The organism is Pseudomonas sp. LBUM1672, assembly GCF_059695655.1.
Window position 1 is genome coordinate 3,772,334 of sequence record NZ_CP166781.1, and the last position, 17,298, is coordinate 3,789,631.

Consider the following 17,298-nt stretch of genomic DNA (forward strand, 5'->3'; position numbering starts at 1 on the left):
GATAACCAGGCACCCGAGCCTCAATCCATCGACAGCCTCATCCCCAGCAGCACCCGCTAATCACCCCTTGCAGTTCTTACGCAGGAGTTGGCAATGATCCCCAGACATTCGCTTGCAACCCTGATGATCAGCGCAAGCCTGTGCGGCTGCACCATTTCAACCGACCATGGCGTGTCTGTCCCGCTGGTTGCCACCCGACAGAACACCGGGCAGATCGGCAATGTAACGCTGACAAGCTGGGACAAACAAACCGGGCTCAGCTTCTTCATCAGTGGTGCTCCAAGCGGAGCGACCCTGCCCTTGCGTCTCTACAGCTTCATTCATAAAGGCAGCTGCCAGCAACCCGGGCCAGTGGCCTTTGCAATGAACGACAAGGTCAATACCAAGCGCGAAGCGGTACGCGGCTGGTCGTTCTCAAGAAGCGCACCGATCGCCCTGCCGGATCTGCTTGCCGACGAGTATTACATCGTCGTGCGAACGGCTCCGGCGAATGGCAACGTCGATATTTTTTGCGGCGATATCAGGCCGGCTGGCGCAGTGAAGTAGCCACTGGAGAGAATGCGATAACGGGGCGGATTCATTGTTTTGAGTCAGTCGGGGGCGCCTCATCCCCTGCATTCGAAACGGCTTATTCCCTGTCTTTCGTAGTACGGATCAGGTTGTCCCGCAATTTCACAATGGCTTGCTGCATTTGCACGAATTCGTCGGGATCAAGACCGGTTTGCGGGAAGCCTTCTTCCGTAAGGCCTTCACGCAGTTTTCGTCCCTCGTTTGTGAGGCTGATGCGTACCTGGCGCTCGTCTTCCGGGTCGCGCTGGCGTAGCAAGTAACCCATCGCTTCCAGTTTCTTCAGGATTGGCGTGAGGGTGTTGGATTCGAGGAACAGCTTTTCGCCGAGGCTCCCTACAGTCTGGTTGTCTTCTTCCCACAGCACAACGAGGGTGATGTATTGCGTGTAGGTGAGCCCGAGCCGTTCGAGCATTGGCTTGTAAGCCTTGCCGAAAGCGAGGTTGGAGGAATAGACCGCAAAACACAGGAAGTCGGAAAGCTTCAAGTCGAGGGCAGCTGTCTTTTTGGTGGGTTTCATGAGCATTCTCTGTGGCCAAAGACGGATAGACTGCAAGATTCGACTATACATCGCATGCGATGGTATCGGAAGTGCTCGCTGCGTCGTCCGTCCTAAACACTGTGATGGCCGACGACTGGTTCACCGATGCCCCTGGGTTGCTCGGTTCGGATCACTTTCACGTGATCCGAACCGAGCCATTCTGATCATTACAAGATCAGTTCTTCGATGCCTGTGGGTTTGGTACTTACCTCAGCGATTTAAATCCGGCCCGGACTTCCTGCGAGAACAGCGCCGGCTGCTCCCACGCAGCAAAGTGCCCGCCTTTGGAAAGTTCGTTGTAATGCACGAGTTTGGGATACGCCTTCTGCGACCAACTTTTCGGCGCCGTATACAGTTCATCAGGAAACACACTCACCGCGACCGGGATGTTGACGCCCTTGACGGCAAAGAATGTTGACTTGTTTTCCCAATAGAGCCGCCCCGAGGAAACGGCCGTCTGGGTCAGCCAGAACAACGTGATGTTGTCGAGGACGTCATCCGGTGTGAGGCCTTCCGGTTGCCCGTCAATGGATCGCGCAATCATCTCGTAGCTTTTAGGATCATGATCAAGCATGAAGGCCGCCAACCCAACCGGTGAATCATTGAGGCCTGTCAGCGACTGCGGCCGATCCCCCATCATGATGGCGTAACCGATGTGCTTGTACGTATTGGCGAGTTGATCGGCCGCGCGCTTCTCTTCTTCAGAAAGACCATTGGGTACAGGCTCGCCGCGAAATAACGCCGCATCCAGTTCAGGCGGGATGACGCCGGGCATGTTCGAATGAATACCGATCAAGCCAGGTGGCGCCTTTACAGCCATCAGGTCGACAACGATAGAACCCCAGTCGCCACCTTGCGCGCCATACGTTGTGTAGCCGAGACGCTTCATCAACTCGATGTAGGCATCGGCGATACGATCGGGATTCCAACCGGGCCCGGTCGGTTTCTCCGAGAAGCCGTAACCCGGCATCGATGGAATCACCAGGCTGAACGCATCGGAGGCACTGCCGCCATGCGCGGCAGGATCGGTGAGTGGCCCGATGACTTTCATCAACTCGATCACCGACCCGGGCCAGCCGTGCGCCATCAATAGGGGTAGCGCATTCTCGTGTTTTGAGCGGACATGAATGAAGTGGATATCCAGGCCATCAATATGGGTGATGAAGTTTGGAACGGCGTTTATTTTCGATTCGATTACCCGCCAGTCATATTGGGTCGCCCAGTGCCTTGCCAGTTTCTGGATCGTCGCCAGTTGTACACCTTGGGAGGAATCATTGACTGTTTCCTTGTCCGGCCATCTTGTTGCTTCTATCCGTCTACGCAACTCTGCAAGTTCAGACTCTTTGGCGCTGAAATGAAAGGGCCGTATTTCAGCGGAAACACTATCGGCTTTTGTTGGAGTATTGGTCATAGCGTCAGTCCTGGTTGATAAACCGAGTAACCCTAGCGGTGCAGCGGCACAGGCCACTGCAGCAGCGCCGCAGAAGTTACGTCTGGTCAGGGAAAGTAGTTTTAGAGTTTTTGGCATACAGGCTTCTACGTCGCGAAGTCACACGCGGGCCGTATTTTTCAAACACGGGACAATAACGACAAATAGGTATCTATCGCGGGAGCTGTAACAAACCTGAGCGGTGTTTTTTATAGCCTGGGAAACAAAGCAGGAAGTTTAATTACGCCGACTTTTTCAATGTTGCTCATCGATGACTCCTTGAGATTTTTATTGAGATTCAAATAGCAGAAAATCACGTAACTATTTGACAGGACTGATTTTATAGGCGCGATCAAGCGGTCGAGAAGAACGGAAAAAGCGATCACCTTCGGTTTTTCCGCCCACACCGCTCGTCGCCAAGGCGCAACGTCCGCTTTGACATCACCAGGTCTTTGGGAGAATATTTATGCATCGCATGCGATCTAATCGATTACGATAACAAGCCATCACAACATTGCCGTTTGGAGATCCAGCCATGAACACCGGAAGCAGCCGCACCCTGTTGAGCAACACCCATCACGCTTCCCGTGGCCACAACGGCAACAACTGGATCACGGCTTCATGAAGCTGATCCAGCTACGAGCGTTCTGCTCAGTGGTCGACAGGGGCAGCTTTCGTTCCGCGGCGCGAGAACTGGACGTTGCCCAAAGCACGCTGACAGAGTCGGTTCAAAGTCTGGAAAGAGAGCTCGGGGTCACCTTGTTGATGCGCTCCAATCAAGGCATCAGCCTGACCCTGGCCGGCAAGGTTTTCCTGACCCGGGCACGCTCGATCATTCTCGATTGCGATCGCGCGGTACAAGACGTCCGCCAGTGGAATGGAACGCCTGAGGGCCAGATCGCCTTGGGTGTCACAGCGGAACCCATGGCTGCGTGCTTGATGCCGGTCTTCAGCAGTTTTACCCACCGTTTTCCTAACGTGCAGCTGCACGTCGCCAGCGGAAAGACCCGTATGCTGATCGAGATGATTCGCGCTGGCCGGCTCGACTTTGTGATGGGTCCACTGAGTCCCGACGTCTTCGATATAGACCTGAACATCGAGCGGCTCTACAGCTCGAAAACCAGCGTCATTGCGCGTAAGGGCCATCCCTTGGCGAGTGCTCGATCAGTGCGCGATTTGGCCGATTGCCAGTGGATCAGCGTCCGGCCGGCGGGAGTCGTCGGCAGCGCGGAGAACCATCTGATCGAGCGGTTCAAAGCCCACGGCTTACCGCCACCGAAGATCGCGATCACGACCGAATCGCTGCTGGAACTCCTGCACATCATTTCCGAGACGGATTACCTGACCCTGGAGCCCGGCATGCTTCCCGGCATGAAGCTGTTTTCCTCATCGCTTATCAGCATTTCGATTCCGGAGCTGTTGGCGTCGTGTGAGGTGTGTCTGATCAGCCGCCGGGTGTCACCCTTGACCCAAGTCACGCAGGAACTGACCAGCATGCTGATTTCGTACTCGCGCTTGCGTCACCGAGCCAAAGGGTGAGCCGCTTTTCTTATTTACTTTGACGCATGACGAGGATCGTCACGGCTATCAATATACTCAAGCCCCAGCGGACCTGTTCCATAAACCTGAGAGATGTACTCCCCCGACCTGGCCCAATGAAAATGCGGAGTATTGGCCGGGAGCACCACTACACTGCCCGGGCCATAAGCGACCAGTTTGTCCGGATCAAACACAGAACCGAAGCCGATATAAAACACACCGGCCACTACGGTGTAGATACGGTCTTCAGGATGGGTATGGGGCATTAATTTCGTGCCGTTCGGCACTTTGACTCGCACAACGTAGGGGCCTGGCTTGGCAGGATCACCGACCAGGACAGCCAGTTTTACTTCTTTCGGAAACGCCGCAAAACTACGCCACTCCACGTCTTCGTTATACAAAGCGCCGGTTTTACCCAGCGGTAAGGGTTGTGCTTGGACAACCGATATTGCTGCACCCACGACAAGAAGCGTTGTCAGGCAAGCAGTTTTCATCATGCTCTGAATCATGAGAGGCACCCTGAGAAAAAATGTCCTCTCTAATGTAGTTGTCGCCCCCTGTTGTGATAATGCCGCCGATGCGCATTTCAGTTGATACGCTATGTAATCAGTTCAATAACCGGGTCGAGCCATGGCCCCGGTCGCAAGAATTTGAAATGCACGGCATTGCTCGACAGAATGGCGCCCCGATTCGGCCAACGTGCCGGACGCTCGTGGTGAAAAGGGGTTGCGGTTGAACGAACAGACATTGTCCATGCGCCTGGAACGCGTGGCGGCGCATGTACCCGCCGGTGCACGCCTGGCCGATATCGGCTCGGATCACGGCTACCTGCCGGTGGCGTTGATGCGCCGGGGCGCCATCGCGTCGGCAGTGGCCGGCGAAGTGGCGTTGACGCCGTTCCACTCGGCCGAACGCACCGTGCGCGAAAGCGGCCTGGACCCGCACATCACCGTGCGCCTGGCCAATGGCCTGGCGGCCATCGAGCCGGAAGACCGGATCACCGCGATCAGCATCTGCGGCATGGGCGGCGAGACGATCCGCGACATCCTCGACAGCGGCAAGGCGCATCTGAACGGCCAGGAACGCCTGATCCTGCAGCCCAACGGCGGCGAGCAGCCCCTGCGCCAATGGCTGATGGACAACGGCTACCGCATCCTCTGCGAGGAACTGCTGCGGGAAAACCGCTTCTTCTATGAAATCATCGTCGCCGAGTGCGCCGGACCGGTGATATACACCGCCGAGGAACTGTACTTCGGCCCGCTGCAGATGCAGGCACGCAGCCCGGCGTTCCTGGTCAAGTGGCAGCGCATACTGCGCCACAAGCAGCAAACCCTGACCCACTTCGCCCGAGCGCGGCAGGCTGTGCCCGAGGAAAAGGTGCAGGACGTCGCCCGGCAGGCCCGATGGATCACCGAACTGCTGGCGTGAAACGGGTTTAGGGATTGTACGAACAGTCGCCGAGCGTCGATCAGGCAAGGCATTATTCAAGAATTTCAAGCTGAGCGAAAAACATGAATCGTCAGAAAAAAATAAAGCAGTTGTTAAAGGCCCACGCCAAAAAGGCCAGTGCCAAATTGGCACCTCAAAGCAAGTCTAAATACATCAGTAAAGCCGACCGATTGAAACTGGCGGCTGAATCCAGTGACGACTCAATCGTTGTCGCTGAGAGCTGATTGATGTGTCGTAAGTACCACCGGGCCGTCCCCGATCATTACAAATCTGTCGAGAACAAGACTGCAAATTTCCGACGACGGCCCAGTCGCGTTAAAGCCACAAACTTTTAGTACCGGTATTACTCATGCCAACGGCACTGTCAGGGTCATCATGTTCGCCTGTAGCAAAAGCTGCCCCCTCAATGTGATAGACCGTCGGTTCTTCCGAAAAATATTCCTGTAAGCCCATCATGAACACCCGATGGTCTTCACTCTCTTCGAAGCCTGGCGTGTGATCCTCGAGTGAAGCCCAGCGCACGATCAGGTTGAATAGCTGCGGGGTTTCGATGCCTTGCGCGAGCAAGTGGCCGCCGTAACCCTTTGCGCGGGTGAGCAAAGGAGCAACCTCGGCAAATGCACACCTGAACTGTTCAATGCGTTCTTTGTGGACGGGGAGCAAAGCGATCTCATAAATCATGGCGTTCCTCTGATATGACTTAAGCGGTTAAAAGTACGCACTTACGAGATGAGCGATGGCTCGACTGCAATCGCGATTTTTCCTTGAATGCCGTTATTGGGACTCTCCAACCGGGCATGGGCGAGCGCAATGTCGGCAAGCGAATAGACAGCGCCAACGTGTGGCCGCAGCTGACCGCGCTCCACCAATGCGCTCAGCTCATCCAGCTTGCCGCGGTTCTGTCTTGTGAACACGAAGTGATAACTGGCGTTCTTGCCCCAGGCCTGAACGACGTTTTGTGGCTGTGCGATGTCCACAATCGAGACAACGCGGCCAAGTTGTGCGAGCACGTCGGGGCTACGCGACAGTGTGTTGCCGCCAATGGTGTCGAACACGACATCGACTCCACGGCCACTCGTTTCCCGCATGATGGCGTCGACATAATCCTCCTTTTCATAGTCGATGATCACGTCGGCCCCCAAGCTTCGTACAAATTCAATGTTTGCTTCGCGCACGGTCGTGAACACTCTTGCTCCCATGGCTTTTGCCATTTGGATCGCCACATGACCGACGCCTCCCGCGCCGCCATGTATCAGAATGCTTTCCCCCACTCTGAGCGACGCACGCACGATCAGTGCTTCCCACGCGGTACCGCCAACCAAGGTCAGGCTTGCCGCCTCAAGATGGCTTAGCGAGGCAGGCTTCTTCCCGATAATGTTTTCGGCCGCAACGTGGTACTCGGCATAACTTCCTGGCCCGTCGAATATTTGTGGGGTGTACCAGACTTCATCTCCCGGAGCGAAGGACGTCACACCCGGCCCGACTGCTTCGACAACGCCCGATACGTCGTGTCCGGTAATGGCCGGCAGTTGTACCAGGTCGGGATAATCGCCACGTCGAACCTGGTAATCCAACGGATTGATGGAGGTTGCGTGTACCCGCACCAGGACTTGTCCCGCACGCGGCACTGGCTTGGGCACCTCGCGAAGTTCGAACGATTCCGGGCCGCCAAAAGATTTAAGTATCAGCGCTTTCATTTTTGATCCTCGTTTCGACAAAAAGGGATATCGAGATTTCTCGATATCATGTGGTAAAAAAAATAACAGTTCTTTCTCTACGGCGAGAATCCTCACCGATGCTGCGGGTACTCGGACGTGACTCGCCCCGTGTGCTATGTCATTGCAAATCCTCATTTCGATAAAAAGGGATATCGGGATTTTTCGATATCACGTGGCAAAAAATTACAGCTCTTTCCCTATGATCTCCGCTAGAACACGGATGGTTGCTTCATTTCGCTTGTAATAGGTCCACTGACCGATGCGCGTGACGTCGACCAAGCCCACCCGTTGCAGAGTTGCAAGATAATCAGAAACCGTTGACTGCGACAGCCCGACGCCTTCTTGAATACTGCTGACGCAGACTCCCACCGTATGAACGTCCCCTTCATCCTGCGGAGGGAAGTTCTTGGCTGGGTCCTTCAAACCTTTCAGGATTTCAAGGCGCGTACGGTTCGAGAGAGCTTTGAATATTTCGAGTAATTCCATGCCGCGATGATATCGGCATTTCCCGATATGTCAATGTGCGAATGCAGTCTGGATGACAGACGGTTGGCCGCGTTGGTTTGATGGCCGCGCCTGAAGGCCGTCAGCGTCCAGACGTTGAAAGCGAGCGCCTGCATGTTTAACGCCGTTGTTTAACGACACTCCGCGTTACCTCCCAAAGGCTACAAATCCTTGCGCCGTTGCCTACGGTTACGCCAGAATCCGCCGGCTTGTGCGTCCGTGGCCCGGGCCTTATCGTTTCCCTGTCGCTGAAAAACAGCGATCGGGTTTGGTAGCCCGTTGTCCGCATGACGCATAGCTTCACTTTATGCAAATGCCTTTTTGGCATTCGTTTTATGGTGGCCATGCGCAGGGCGCCCTCGGGCGCGCCGGATTTTCCATGTGGGCCGGTCTACCAACCTTCGTATGGCCGCCACCCTTCGTTTGGTAGCGAGGGTGATGGCTCCAATAATCCATATGGAGTTTCATCAATGTTCAAGATCACACCCAACCCACCGGACACCGATCCGGCCTCCCCCTACGAAACCCTCGACTCAAGAAAACTGCACGAAGCCGCCGAACGCGCGCTCGATTTCTACCTCAATCCGGCGGCGCTCATGAACACTCCACGCAAACCCAGCACCATTTTCATGATTGCCCCGGATGTCGACGACGAAACCTTGCTGGTTCAAGCATGTGAGTCGATGGCGTCGGCCAGTGTCATGGCCAGCGATATCGCGGGGTTGGTGGAGGGCTCCCACCGCAACACCTTGCTGGCGCTTCAGCAGGTCATCATGCTCGGGGAATTGGCGGTGAATCGGATGCTGGATAACCTCGTTCCACCGACGTAATCACTGAACCCGGCACAGTGAAGGCATTGCACCTTCACTATGCCGGTGCTGAACGCTGTGCCGACAAACATTCACTTTCTCTCAGAGGCAGGTTCATGACTTCCAACCTGGCAGTCTCGAAACTATCAGGTCCGTGGTGTGGCGATGCTCCCACAGGACTGATGCAGCGTTGCAGGGATGCATGGGGTACACCTCTCGCAAAATTGAATGATCTTATGGTCGCCACTTTTTTGAATCAGGGCATCGCTGTGACACCCATGCTTGCCGAGGCAAAGCGACGCCTGGAAGCACAGGAACGAGATGACACCGAGTATTTCGACGGCCAGCTTCTCGAAGCTATACAACGCGTGGAATCTGGCCAGTGATTCATACCTGCGGGTTAAAGCGGTTGGCATGCAGGGTTGCTTCGGGTCGATAGCGGCACTTCATGACAGGTCGTTCTCGGCCAGAAGCAGCCGGTCGCGAAGGGCTGGCCCAAAGCCAAGCAGCAAACTGGACAGGTACATTTGCCCTGATCGCCAGCTTACGTAAAGCAAGGTAGTGGAGATTATCCATTGATTTTCGCGTTAATTAGCCGCTCCCTTTACCGCCTTGCTGCCGGAAGTAAGCTCCAACCAAACATGCAGTCAGAAACAGGAGAAACTCTTAACTGGACGACATTGCAGATGAACATACCCGCGCCCTGCCCGCGTTCTTCGCTTCGTAGAGTTGCTTGTCCGCAGCTTCTATCAAAGCCTCGAATCCTAGTTCGCCAGTGGGCGTCAATGTTGCGACACCTAGAGAGATTGTCAGCACGCGATCGACATCAGAAGCAGAATGTTCGATGCCCAATATCCGAACACGTTCCTGCATTCTTTCTGCAATCTCGACCGCACCAGAAAGAACTGTATTGGGCAGAACGCAGGCGAACTCTTCGCCACCATACCGAGCGACCAGGTCATAGGGCCGTCTAACCGTTTCAGATAACGTTTGGGCAACGGATTTCAAACAGTCATCTCCAGCCTGGTGTCCGTACCGGTCGTTGTAGCGTTTGAAATAGTCGACATCCACCAAAATGAGCGATAGCGGCTTTTGCTCTCGAAAGCACTGACGCCAATCCGCCAATATGTCCTCATTAAATTTGCGTCGATTGGCCACCCCGGTAAGACCATCTATCAACGCCATGGAACGCAGCAGATCGCTCTGTAGTTTCAGGGTTAGATGTGTTCGCACACGTGCTCTGACAATGGTGGTATTGATGGGTTTGGTGATGAAGTCCACCGCGCCAAGCTCCAGACCCAGCACCTCATCTGACTCCTGCTGCTGTGCGGTAATGAAGATGATGGGGATGCCTTGGGTCGTAGGGTCAACCTTGAGTCGACGGCATACTTCATGCCCATCCATACCCTTCATGACCACGTCCAGCAGAATCAAATCGGGCAGTTGGGCCTGGCATACGCTGATTGCCTGCTCACCGCTGGTGGCCATGAACACATCACAGTCCTCACGAAATAGCTCATGAAGTACCCGGATATTAGTCGGTTGGTCGTCGACAATAAGGAGTTTTGGACGGTTAAAGGAATGTGGCAACCAAGTTTGCATCGATTGTTCCATCAGGCAGATCTCAACAGGTCACGACCAATCGGCATCGCAGCGGAAAAGTCTAGCGACTGCACCTTGGCAACAAGTTCGTCGAACTGTGGGCGCAGGGATTGCGGCGTTTTTGACGCCAATGCGTCTGCCAGCTCTATGGCTTGAAGGTTCCCCGCTTCCAACAACAGCAAAACCTCCTCCAGGGACTCTCTCCATTGCGCCGGTGCCATGGAATCTTCGTCAGTACTGCTTTTTGCACGCGGGCCCTGACCAAAATCGACATTCATTTGCTCCAGGCTTTGTTGCAGCAACCTGCTTAATTCGTCAAACCATGTTGGGTCTACAAAGATGCTCGCTACAGACGCTGCATCTCCGTGTCTTAGTGTGTGTTCCAGGTTGCCGGCCAGGAGCGACACCGCCTTGGCACCCATAGTGCCGCTGCTACCTTTAATGGTATGGAGTACAAACGCGGCCCCTGATGCATCTTGCCGCTGGATCTGATCGCGCAACTGGACAAGCTGTTTTTCCATCTCTGGGCCAAAGGTGCGTAGCACCTTGCGGATCAAATCGAGGTCACCCCCAAAGCGGTCAATAGTTGATGCACGAGACTCTATAACGCCTTCTCCTGTATTGACTTGCCCCAAGGTTAAAGATGCCTGGCTATCTTCACGGCCTGATTGAAAGAGCAGCGTTACGACGAGTTGTTCCAGGTCTATGGGTTTGCCAACATGATCATTCATCCCCGCAGCAAGACAGGCTTCACGGTCGGTATTGGAGACATTTGCGGTCATCGCCACAATCGGCAGTGTTGCAAAGCGTGGGTTCGATCTAATGCAACGAGTCGCCTCCAAGCCATCAATATCTGGCATCTGGATATCCATTAGTACGACGTCGAAGGACACACGCTCATTCATCACCTTGCTCACACCTTCCAGCCCGCCTTCAGCCAGTGTCACCTGCGCACCTTCCCTTGTCAGTAACTCATCGGCTACCTGGCGATTGAGCATGTTGTCTTCCACCACCAATAGCCGTAGCCCGGCCAGACGCTGCGGCCTGTCAAACGTTGATCGAGGTACGAGGGACTGCGGCAAGTTTTTGCCCTCGAGCGCTCGCTGAACAGCGTCGGCTAGCTGCTTGGGAGTGACCGGTTTGGTGAGAAAACCCACGAAGGGGGCGTCTCCCGCCTGGTGGGCGTCGGCCAATACTTCGCGGCCGTAAGCAGTGATCATAATGACCATCGGAGGTGGCACACCGTTACCCTGCTGATGGATCAACTGCGCAGCGCTCAGCCCATCCATATCGGACATCCGCCAGTCCATCAGTACCACGTCGTAGGCTTCGCCTCTCGCCTTGGCGTTTTTCACCCATTCCACTGCTTGCGTGCCACCGCTCACGAGGTCGGCCTGCCACCCTAATGCATGAACGGTTCGCGACAGCAATTCACCCGACATGGCGTTGTCGTCAACGATCAGAATCCGTAAGGACACATCGACTCCAGTACAGGCAGATCTCAGCAGTGACGTCGGCGCTACATCCAGAGTTATATCGAACCAGAAACGACTCCCGACACCTTGCTTGCTCTCCACTTGAAGTTCACCACCCATCAAGGTGACCAACCTTTTGCAGATCACCAGGCCCAGACCTGTACCACCAAAACGCCGGGAAGTTGAAGCCTCGGCCTGAGTGAAACCTTCAAAAATGCGCTGAAGTTGTTCCGGGCTGATACCGATGCCAGTGTCAGAAACGGCGATGCGCAAGCTCACAGCATTTTCCGTGCGCCTCAGTTGTTCAACGCTGACCACGACTTGGCCTTCCAAGGTGAACTTGAGGGCATTACCCGCCAGGTTGATCAGTACCTGTTGCAGTCGCAGGCTATCGCCGATCAGGTCGTTGGGTAAATTGGAGTCCAGGTCGAACATGACCTCAACCTCCTTATCGCCCTGGTTACCTGTCAGCACAACGGCGAGGTCACGCATGAGCGGTTCAAGCTCGAACGGGTGCACATCGAGTTGCAGCTTGCCCGCCTCAATCTTGGAATAATCGAGAATGTCATTGAGCAAGCCCAGCAGTGATTTCGCAGCGGTCTGCGCTTTGGTCACATAATCGAGTTGGCGACCATTCAGGTCAGTGTTCTGCACCAACTGCAACATACCCAACACGGCGTTCATCGGTGTGCGTATTTCATGACTCATGTTGGCCAGGAAGGCAGACTTGGCCGCACTCCCTGCATCGGCCTGTTCCTTGGCGTGAAGCAGATGTGACTCTAGCTCGCGTTGGACAGTGATGTCCCGATTGATCCCGGTCACACGCAATGCCGCACCGTTCGGGCTGCGTTCAATCTGCGCGCCGGCCTGTATAAAGCGAATCTGACCGTCCGGGCGAACGACACGAAAAATCGTGTCATACACATCAGTCCCCTCGACGGCGGCATTCAGTTTTGCAGCCGCTGCAACGACATCCTCAGGGTGAACACGTGAGTACCAGTGCATATAGCTCAGACCCGTATTGCGCAACGTCAGTGGCTGCCCGTAGAACTCGAACATACGGTCATTCCACTGCAAGTTATTGTCCGCCAACGTCCAAGACCAGACGCCCAATTCGGCCACTTCAGCAGCCATCACCAGTTGATCGTGCACCGCCATCAGTTCGCTGCGTTGTTCCAGTGTCGTCTTCAGGCTCGCAGCCAGTTCCTTTTCAGCTGCTTTACGTTCGGTAATGTCTACCGCAATACCCAGGTAACCGCTCAATACCCCATCGGTATCGCGCATGGAGGTGACCACTAGCGTGACAGGAAACCGCGAGCCATCCTTGTGTGCGTAAGTCCACTCTCGGATTTCTGCGCCTTCAAGCTCAGGTTTATGGGTAAGCACACGGAAACCGTCGATAGTCTGAGCGTACTCCTCGCTCAGCTCAACGCCACGTGCAGCGACTTCCTCTGGGACATGGAAGAGCGCCGGGGTGTCTTTGCCTACTAACTCTTCGGCGTCATAACCCAACAAGTGCTCGGCACCTTTGTTGAACACACGGATAACGCCATCGAGATCCGTCGCAATGATCGAAACCTCAGTAGCCGAGCGTAGCACCGTGTCCAACAACAGATTGAGATGCCGCAACTCGGATGTTCGTTGCGCAACCTGCTCTTCCAGGCTGGAGTTGAGTTCAAGAATTCGAGCCTCTGCCACTTTTTTCGCCGAGATATCCCTTAACGTCTTGGACGCCCCAATGACGCGACCACCCTCGCCATAAATGGGGGAGATGCTGACGGAGACATCGATCAGTCGCCTGTCTTTGTGATGGCGTTGCGTATCAAAGCTGCCGATACGCTCACCCGCCCTGATGCGCGCAAGGATACGAGCTTCCTCTGTGACAAGCTCCAGAGGAACAATCAAATTGGCCAGTGTCTGGCCCACGGCCTCCTCGGCGGTAAAACCAAAAAGGTGCTCGGCGCCTTTGTTCCAGTTGGTGACGACGCCATCGAGGTTTTTTCCAATAATGCCATCGCCCGAGCTTTCAACGATGGAAGCCAGCCTTGCCTGCTCGACAAATATCTGCCGCCGACGTTGACGGCTGACACTCACGACACTCGCCAAGGTCGCTAGAAGAAGCGTGAGAAAACCACCGAAAAACAGCACAACTTTTGGTGAAACCTGATGCAGGCGCTGGATGAACAGCGAATTTGCGTCGAGTTCGATTTGCCACCGCCTTCCGTATACCTCGCGCTCCAGCTGATGGGTCATCAGCGTTTCACGGCGAGCCGAGTCGTCGGTGCTTTCATAAAACAGCTTCTCTTGTCCTGGGACGGTGATATCCCTTAATCGCAAATGTACCGTCTCATTTTCTATGCGCAGGCCTTTAAGTACCTCCTCGGTCTGCAACACAACATAGCTCCAGCCAAAAGCAGCTGCCTCTCGTTCAGCAGCGGTCACCGGAGTGACTTCACCGCGAAAGATGGGCATCAATACCAGGAAAGACTGCTGCGGTTTTCCCATGGCCTGTACTAACGTGATGGGCCCACTGATCCGTGCCGCACCGCTTTGTATCGAGGATTGTGCCGCCTCTCGCCGCGATGTTTCTGACGCTATGTCCAAGCCAATGGCAGCCCGGTTACCTTTAGCCGGTTCGACATACTGAATAACGTAGCGCTCGCCTGAGTGCGCTGAGAATTGATGGATGGAGAAGTCAGCAGCGCCGTCGGCTCGAGCGTGCTTGAGAAACTCGCTTTCATCGCGCTCCGGTACACGCCTGATAAAACCAAAAGCACTGGCGCCGGGGAACTCGAAAGCGAGGTCACGGGTTCTGTGATATCGGAGAAACACTTCACTGCTAATGCCATACTCGCCCGCTGTGAGCACAGCGCCACGAGCGCCTCGCAAACCGTATTGGTAAAGATTGAGGCGCGTTAAAACCAACTCTGCGGCGTCTTCGGTTGCCGCTGCAATCGCTTCTTGCGCCTGCTCTTCGTTGTTACGTTCAAGGATCCAGCCACCCAGAAAGCTTGCCCCTAATCCCACGGCCAGAGTGATAGCTACTCCCCAGTTCAATGCAAAAAACCTATGCTTTCTCACCCGCATTGTCCCATCGCAGAAGGCCTTAAAGCCTTCAAGATTAAAGTTCGAACCCAGTTGGGGAACGCGAGATATCCAACCTGCAAGACCCCAATAAGCTAGTTCAGGCCGGCCAATCGTTTAAGCCTTTCAATGTCTGCTTCGGGTTCGCCGTTGTTCACGGCGGCGGCAAGGCGCATCACCACTTGTTCGCGGCGGACTTGCATGGGCGGCAAGGCATAGATAGCACCTACCAGTTCACGTAGAACCATTGGTAGCCTCCAGCTTGCTTTCAAGCGAACGGCAAAAGGCGCTGCAAAATCACGAACAGCGTGCGCGAGCGTTTCTTCGGCCACGCTGTTGCCCCGGTTCTCCCATTTCTGAGTTTGGTACAGCACACAGAGTTCGCCCATGCGGTGCAGAAGGGCGGCACTTTGCAGCGGAGCGGGATCCAGACCACATTGTTGAGCCAGAAGAACAGCCCTTTCAGCTAAACGCTCGGCATCATCCAGATGAGCCTGGATGAAAGTCTTCAGCATGCCGTCAGGTTGAGTATTGGTCTGTCGCAGGGCCTGGCTAATCGCCAGATTCACGCTGGTAAGTCCTCCCAGCCGCGCCAGGGCACTGTTCAAATTCGTGCATGGCTGCCCGAGCCCGAGATATGCGGCACCGTTGGAGGCGGCGATCAAGTGGGCACATAGCGCCGGGTCATACTGCCAATCATTGGCGAGTTCTCTTAAATCCATTGGCGCCCCGCCATAGCCGAGCCGAAGTTTGTCTTTGACCGAGGCCAGTAAAGGTAAGTCCAACTCACCCGCAGACAAACCACTCAGATAACTGATCAGGTCTTCAGTGTTGATAGTGGTGGCTCGTGGGGGCTCATCAAGCGGAAGGAGCGTATCCAGGCATTGTACGACGCGCGAAACCTGAAATGGCTTGGTGAAAAAAGCGCTGATTCTCAGCGATTTTACCGCCAGCACACTGTCTCGATCAGCGCGGCCGGTGATCATGATCAGCGGCGTGTCTTGATCTTTTTCGCGAATTTTCTGCAACAGGTTGACGCCGGGGGCATCCGGTAGATTCCAGTCGGCCATCACCAACTGATAGGTGCCTGGCTGCCAAGCGTCTAAAGCACTAGCGACATCGATAAAGCAATCGACCTGAGCAACCGGACGGATGCTCAACACGAGCTGTTTTAAAAGATCGGATATCCAGGGGTCATCATCCAGAATCATCACTCGCATTCGATAATCCTCACTGGATTGACACGTAACTTAGCAACGCCTTAGTGACTGACTGTCAGCCAACAGCAAACATAGACGTCGTTGAGATCAAGGGGTGAGGTTGTAACCGAGCGATTTTGGGTAAATCACGGCAATTTCCCTTTGGCGGATGGTTAGATGGCATCCTTGAACGGTTGAATCTATTCCTGACCCGCGAACTATACAAGCAAGCAAACAGCTCACAGGTAGTCAGGAGAGCGGGGGTTAGTGCATGAAACGCCGCCATAGCGGAATTGCTTGAGTGATTCCGTCCTGCTGCTCGCTGCCCTAGGCACCCAAAAATGCGCTAACCCCTCTGACTCACGGATCCAAGCAGTCTTGGCTAACGGCTCGAGCGTTTCGGCTGGTTTTACGCCAACATTTATGGACTGTCCTGGCATCTTCCAAGGGAAACACGTCCCGAATGGCTGCAACGGGTCGATATCGGCCCACCACCGACATAACCACTGAACCCGGCGTAACGAAGGCATTGCACCTTCGCCACGCCGGCGCTGAACGCCGCGATGTCAGCTCATCCAGTTACCACCGTCGACATTGTAGGTCTGGGCCACCACATATTCGCTCTCGGGCGATGCGAGGAAAATCGCCATGCCCGTCAGGTCGTCAGCGGTGCCCATCCGCCCAAAGGGCACTTCCTTACCCACGAGTTTTTTCTTCTCACCCAATGGCCGATTTTCATAGCGGGCGAACATTGCATCGACACCGTCCCAATGTTCGCCATCGACGACGCCTGGCGCGATGGCGTTCACATTGATCCCGTGTTTGATCAGGTCCAGGCCTGCGGATTGGGTAAGGCTGATCACGGCCGCTTTGGTCGCGCAATACACACCCACGAGGGCCTCCCCTCTTCGTCCCGCCTGGCTGGCCATGTTGATGATCTTGCCGCCGTGGCCCTGACTGATCATCTGACGTGCCGCTGCCTGCAGGGTGAAAAGCGTTCCAGCGACATTGATCGAAAACAGACGCTCGAAGCTGTCGCGGGTGATCTCGACGATGGGCGCAAGGTCGAACAGTGCGGCGTTGTTGATCAAAATATCGAGTTTGCCTGTCTGCGCGATGACAGCGGCAATGGCCGCATCGATGGACGTCTGGCGGGTAACGTCCATCTCGACAGCGTATGCGTTAGGCCCCAGCTCGGTGGCCGTGGCGTGGGCGCGTTCCAGGTTGATGTCCGCGATAGCGACCGTCGCCCCCTCACGAATGTAAGCCTGAGCAAAAGACCGCCCGATGCCTCGGGCAGATCCGGTGACGAGCGCGCTTTTACCTTCTAGTCGTTTCATTGAGGGTTCATCCGTTTTCTGAAATTCGGTTCGCCCAATCGT

The 17,298-nt window shown here is 55.1% G+C and carries 16 protein-coding genes; 6 read left to right on the forward strand and 10 right to left on the reverse strand.

Features of this window, described 5'->3' with window-relative positions; genetic code table 11:
- Positions 1-123 precede the first annotated feature (123 nt).
- The gene (locus ACA053_RS17140; protein WP_497393193.1) at positions 124-546 is read left to right on the forward strand and encodes a hypothetical protein; all 423 of its coding nucleotides are present in this window, start codon (positions 124-126) and stop codon (positions 544-546) included.
- A gap of 82 nt (positions 547-628) precedes the next feature.
- Here the strand turns inward: ACA053_RS17140 and ACA053_RS17145 are convergent, their stop codons facing one another.
- Together ACA053_RS17145 and ACA053_RS17150 are read right to left on the reverse strand one after the other, a co-directional pair.
- Entirely contained in the window at positions 629-1,087 is a 459-nt protein-coding gene (locus ACA053_RS17145; protein ID WP_109632571.1) for a MarR family winged helix-turn-helix transcriptional regulator, read from the reverse strand.
- Between the two features lie 226 nt (positions 1,088-1,313).
- Entirely contained in the window at positions 1,314-2,519 is a 1,206-nt protein-coding gene (locus ACA053_RS17150) for an epoxide hydrolase family protein (RefSeq protein WP_497393194.1), read from the reverse strand.
- 639 nt (positions 2,520-3,158) lie between these two features.
- Between ACA053_RS17150 and ACA053_RS17155 the strand changes: the two genes are divergently transcribed.
- Positions 3,159-4,076: a LysR substrate-binding domain-containing protein gene (locus ACA053_RS17155; RefSeq protein WP_497311915.1), complete on the forward strand. Its 918-nt coding sequence runs from the start codon at positions 3,159-3,161 to the stop codon at positions 4,074-4,076.
- 14 nt (positions 4,077-4,090) lie between these two features.
- On the opposite strand, the gene ACA053_RS17160 is transcribed toward ACA053_RS17155, so the two are convergent.
- Entirely contained in the window at positions 4,091-4,585 is a 495-nt protein-coding gene (locus ACA053_RS17160) for a cupin domain-containing protein (protein WP_497311917.1), read from the reverse strand.
- A gap of 223 nt (positions 4,586-4,808) precedes the next feature.
- On the opposite strand from ACA053_RS17160, the gene ACA053_RS17165 reads away from it, so the two are divergent.
- Both ACA053_RS17165 and ACA053_RS17170 read left to right on the forward strand, forming a co-directional pair.
- Entirely contained in the window at positions 4,809-5,504 is a 696-nt protein-coding gene (locus ACA053_RS17165) for a tRNA (adenine(22)-N(1))-methyltransferase (RefSeq protein WP_497393195.1), read from the forward strand.
- 83 nt (positions 5,505-5,587) lie between these two features.
- Entirely contained in the window at positions 5,588-5,749 is a 162-nt protein-coding gene (locus ACA053_RS17170; protein ID WP_497311921.1) for a DUF2986 domain-containing protein, read from the forward strand.
- Positions 5,750-5,840: 91 nt separating this feature from the next.
- On the opposite strand, the gene ACA053_RS17175 is transcribed toward ACA053_RS17170, so the two are convergent.
- From ACA053_RS17175 to ACA053_RS17185, 3 genes are all read right to left on the reverse strand, one after another.
- Positions 5,841-6,206: an antibiotic biosynthesis monooxygenase family protein gene (locus tag ACA053_RS17175; RefSeq protein ID WP_109632583.1), complete on the reverse strand. Its 366-nt coding sequence runs from the start codon at positions 6,204-6,206 to the stop codon at positions 5,841-5,843.
- Positions 6,207-6,247: 41 nt separating this feature from the next.
- Positions 6,248-7,222, reverse strand: a complete 975-nt coding sequence (locus ACA053_RS17180) for a zinc-dependent alcohol dehydrogenase family protein (protein WP_497393196.1) — start codon at positions 7,220-7,222, stop codon at positions 6,248-6,250.
- A gap of 204 nt (positions 7,223-7,426) precedes the next feature.
- Positions 7,427-7,729 carry an ArsR/SmtB family transcription factor gene (locus tag ACA053_RS17185; protein ID WP_109632588.1) on the reverse strand — a complete coding sequence of 101 codons (303 nt, stop codon included), beginning with the start codon at positions 7,727-7,729 and terminating at the stop codon, positions 7,427-7,429.
- A 488-nt stretch (positions 7,730-8,217) separates the two neighbouring features.
- On the opposite strand from ACA053_RS17185, the gene ACA053_RS17190 reads away from it, so the two are divergent.
- Positions 8,218-8,577 carry a DUF6124 family protein gene (locus ACA053_RS17190; RefSeq protein WP_109632589.1) on the forward strand — a complete coding sequence of 120 codons (360 nt, stop codon included), beginning with the start codon at positions 8,218-8,220 and terminating at the stop codon, positions 8,575-8,577.
- A gap of 95 nt (positions 8,578-8,672) precedes the next feature.
- Positions 8,673-8,942 carry a hypothetical protein gene (locus tag ACA053_RS17195; RefSeq protein WP_497393198.1) on the forward strand — a complete coding sequence of 90 codons (270 nt, stop codon included), beginning with the start codon at positions 8,673-8,675 and terminating at the stop codon, positions 8,940-8,942.
- Between the two features lie 280 nt (positions 8,943-9,222).
- Here ACA053_RS17195 and ACA053_RS17200 read toward each other — a convergent pair whose 3' ends face one another.
- The 4 genes from ACA053_RS17200 to ACA053_RS17215 form a co-directional block, all read right to left on the reverse strand.
- Complete coding sequence (locus tag ACA053_RS17200; protein ID WP_497393199.1) at positions 9,223-10,158, reverse strand: diguanylate cyclase; 936 nt, start codon at positions 10,156-10,158, stop codon at positions 9,223-9,225.
- A gap of 11 nt (positions 10,159-10,169) precedes the next feature.
- Positions 10,170-14,720, reverse strand: a complete 4,551-nt coding sequence (locus tag ACA053_RS17205; RefSeq protein WP_497393201.1) for a PAS domain-containing hybrid sensor histidine kinase/response regulator — start codon at positions 14,718-14,720, stop codon at positions 10,170-10,172.
- A gap of 92 nt (positions 14,721-14,812) precedes the next feature.
- Complete coding sequence (locus ACA053_RS17210; protein ID WP_497393203.1) at positions 14,813-15,937, reverse strand: response regulator; 1,125 nt, start codon at positions 15,935-15,937, stop codon at positions 14,813-14,815.
- A 545-nt stretch (positions 15,938-16,482) separates the two neighbouring features.
- On the reverse strand, positions 16,483-17,256 hold the full coding sequence (locus ACA053_RS17215) for an L-iditol 2-dehydrogenase (RefSeq protein WP_497393204.1): 774 nt from the start codon (positions 17,254-17,256) through the stop codon (positions 16,483-16,485).
- Positions 17,257-17,298: the final 42 nt, after the last annotated feature.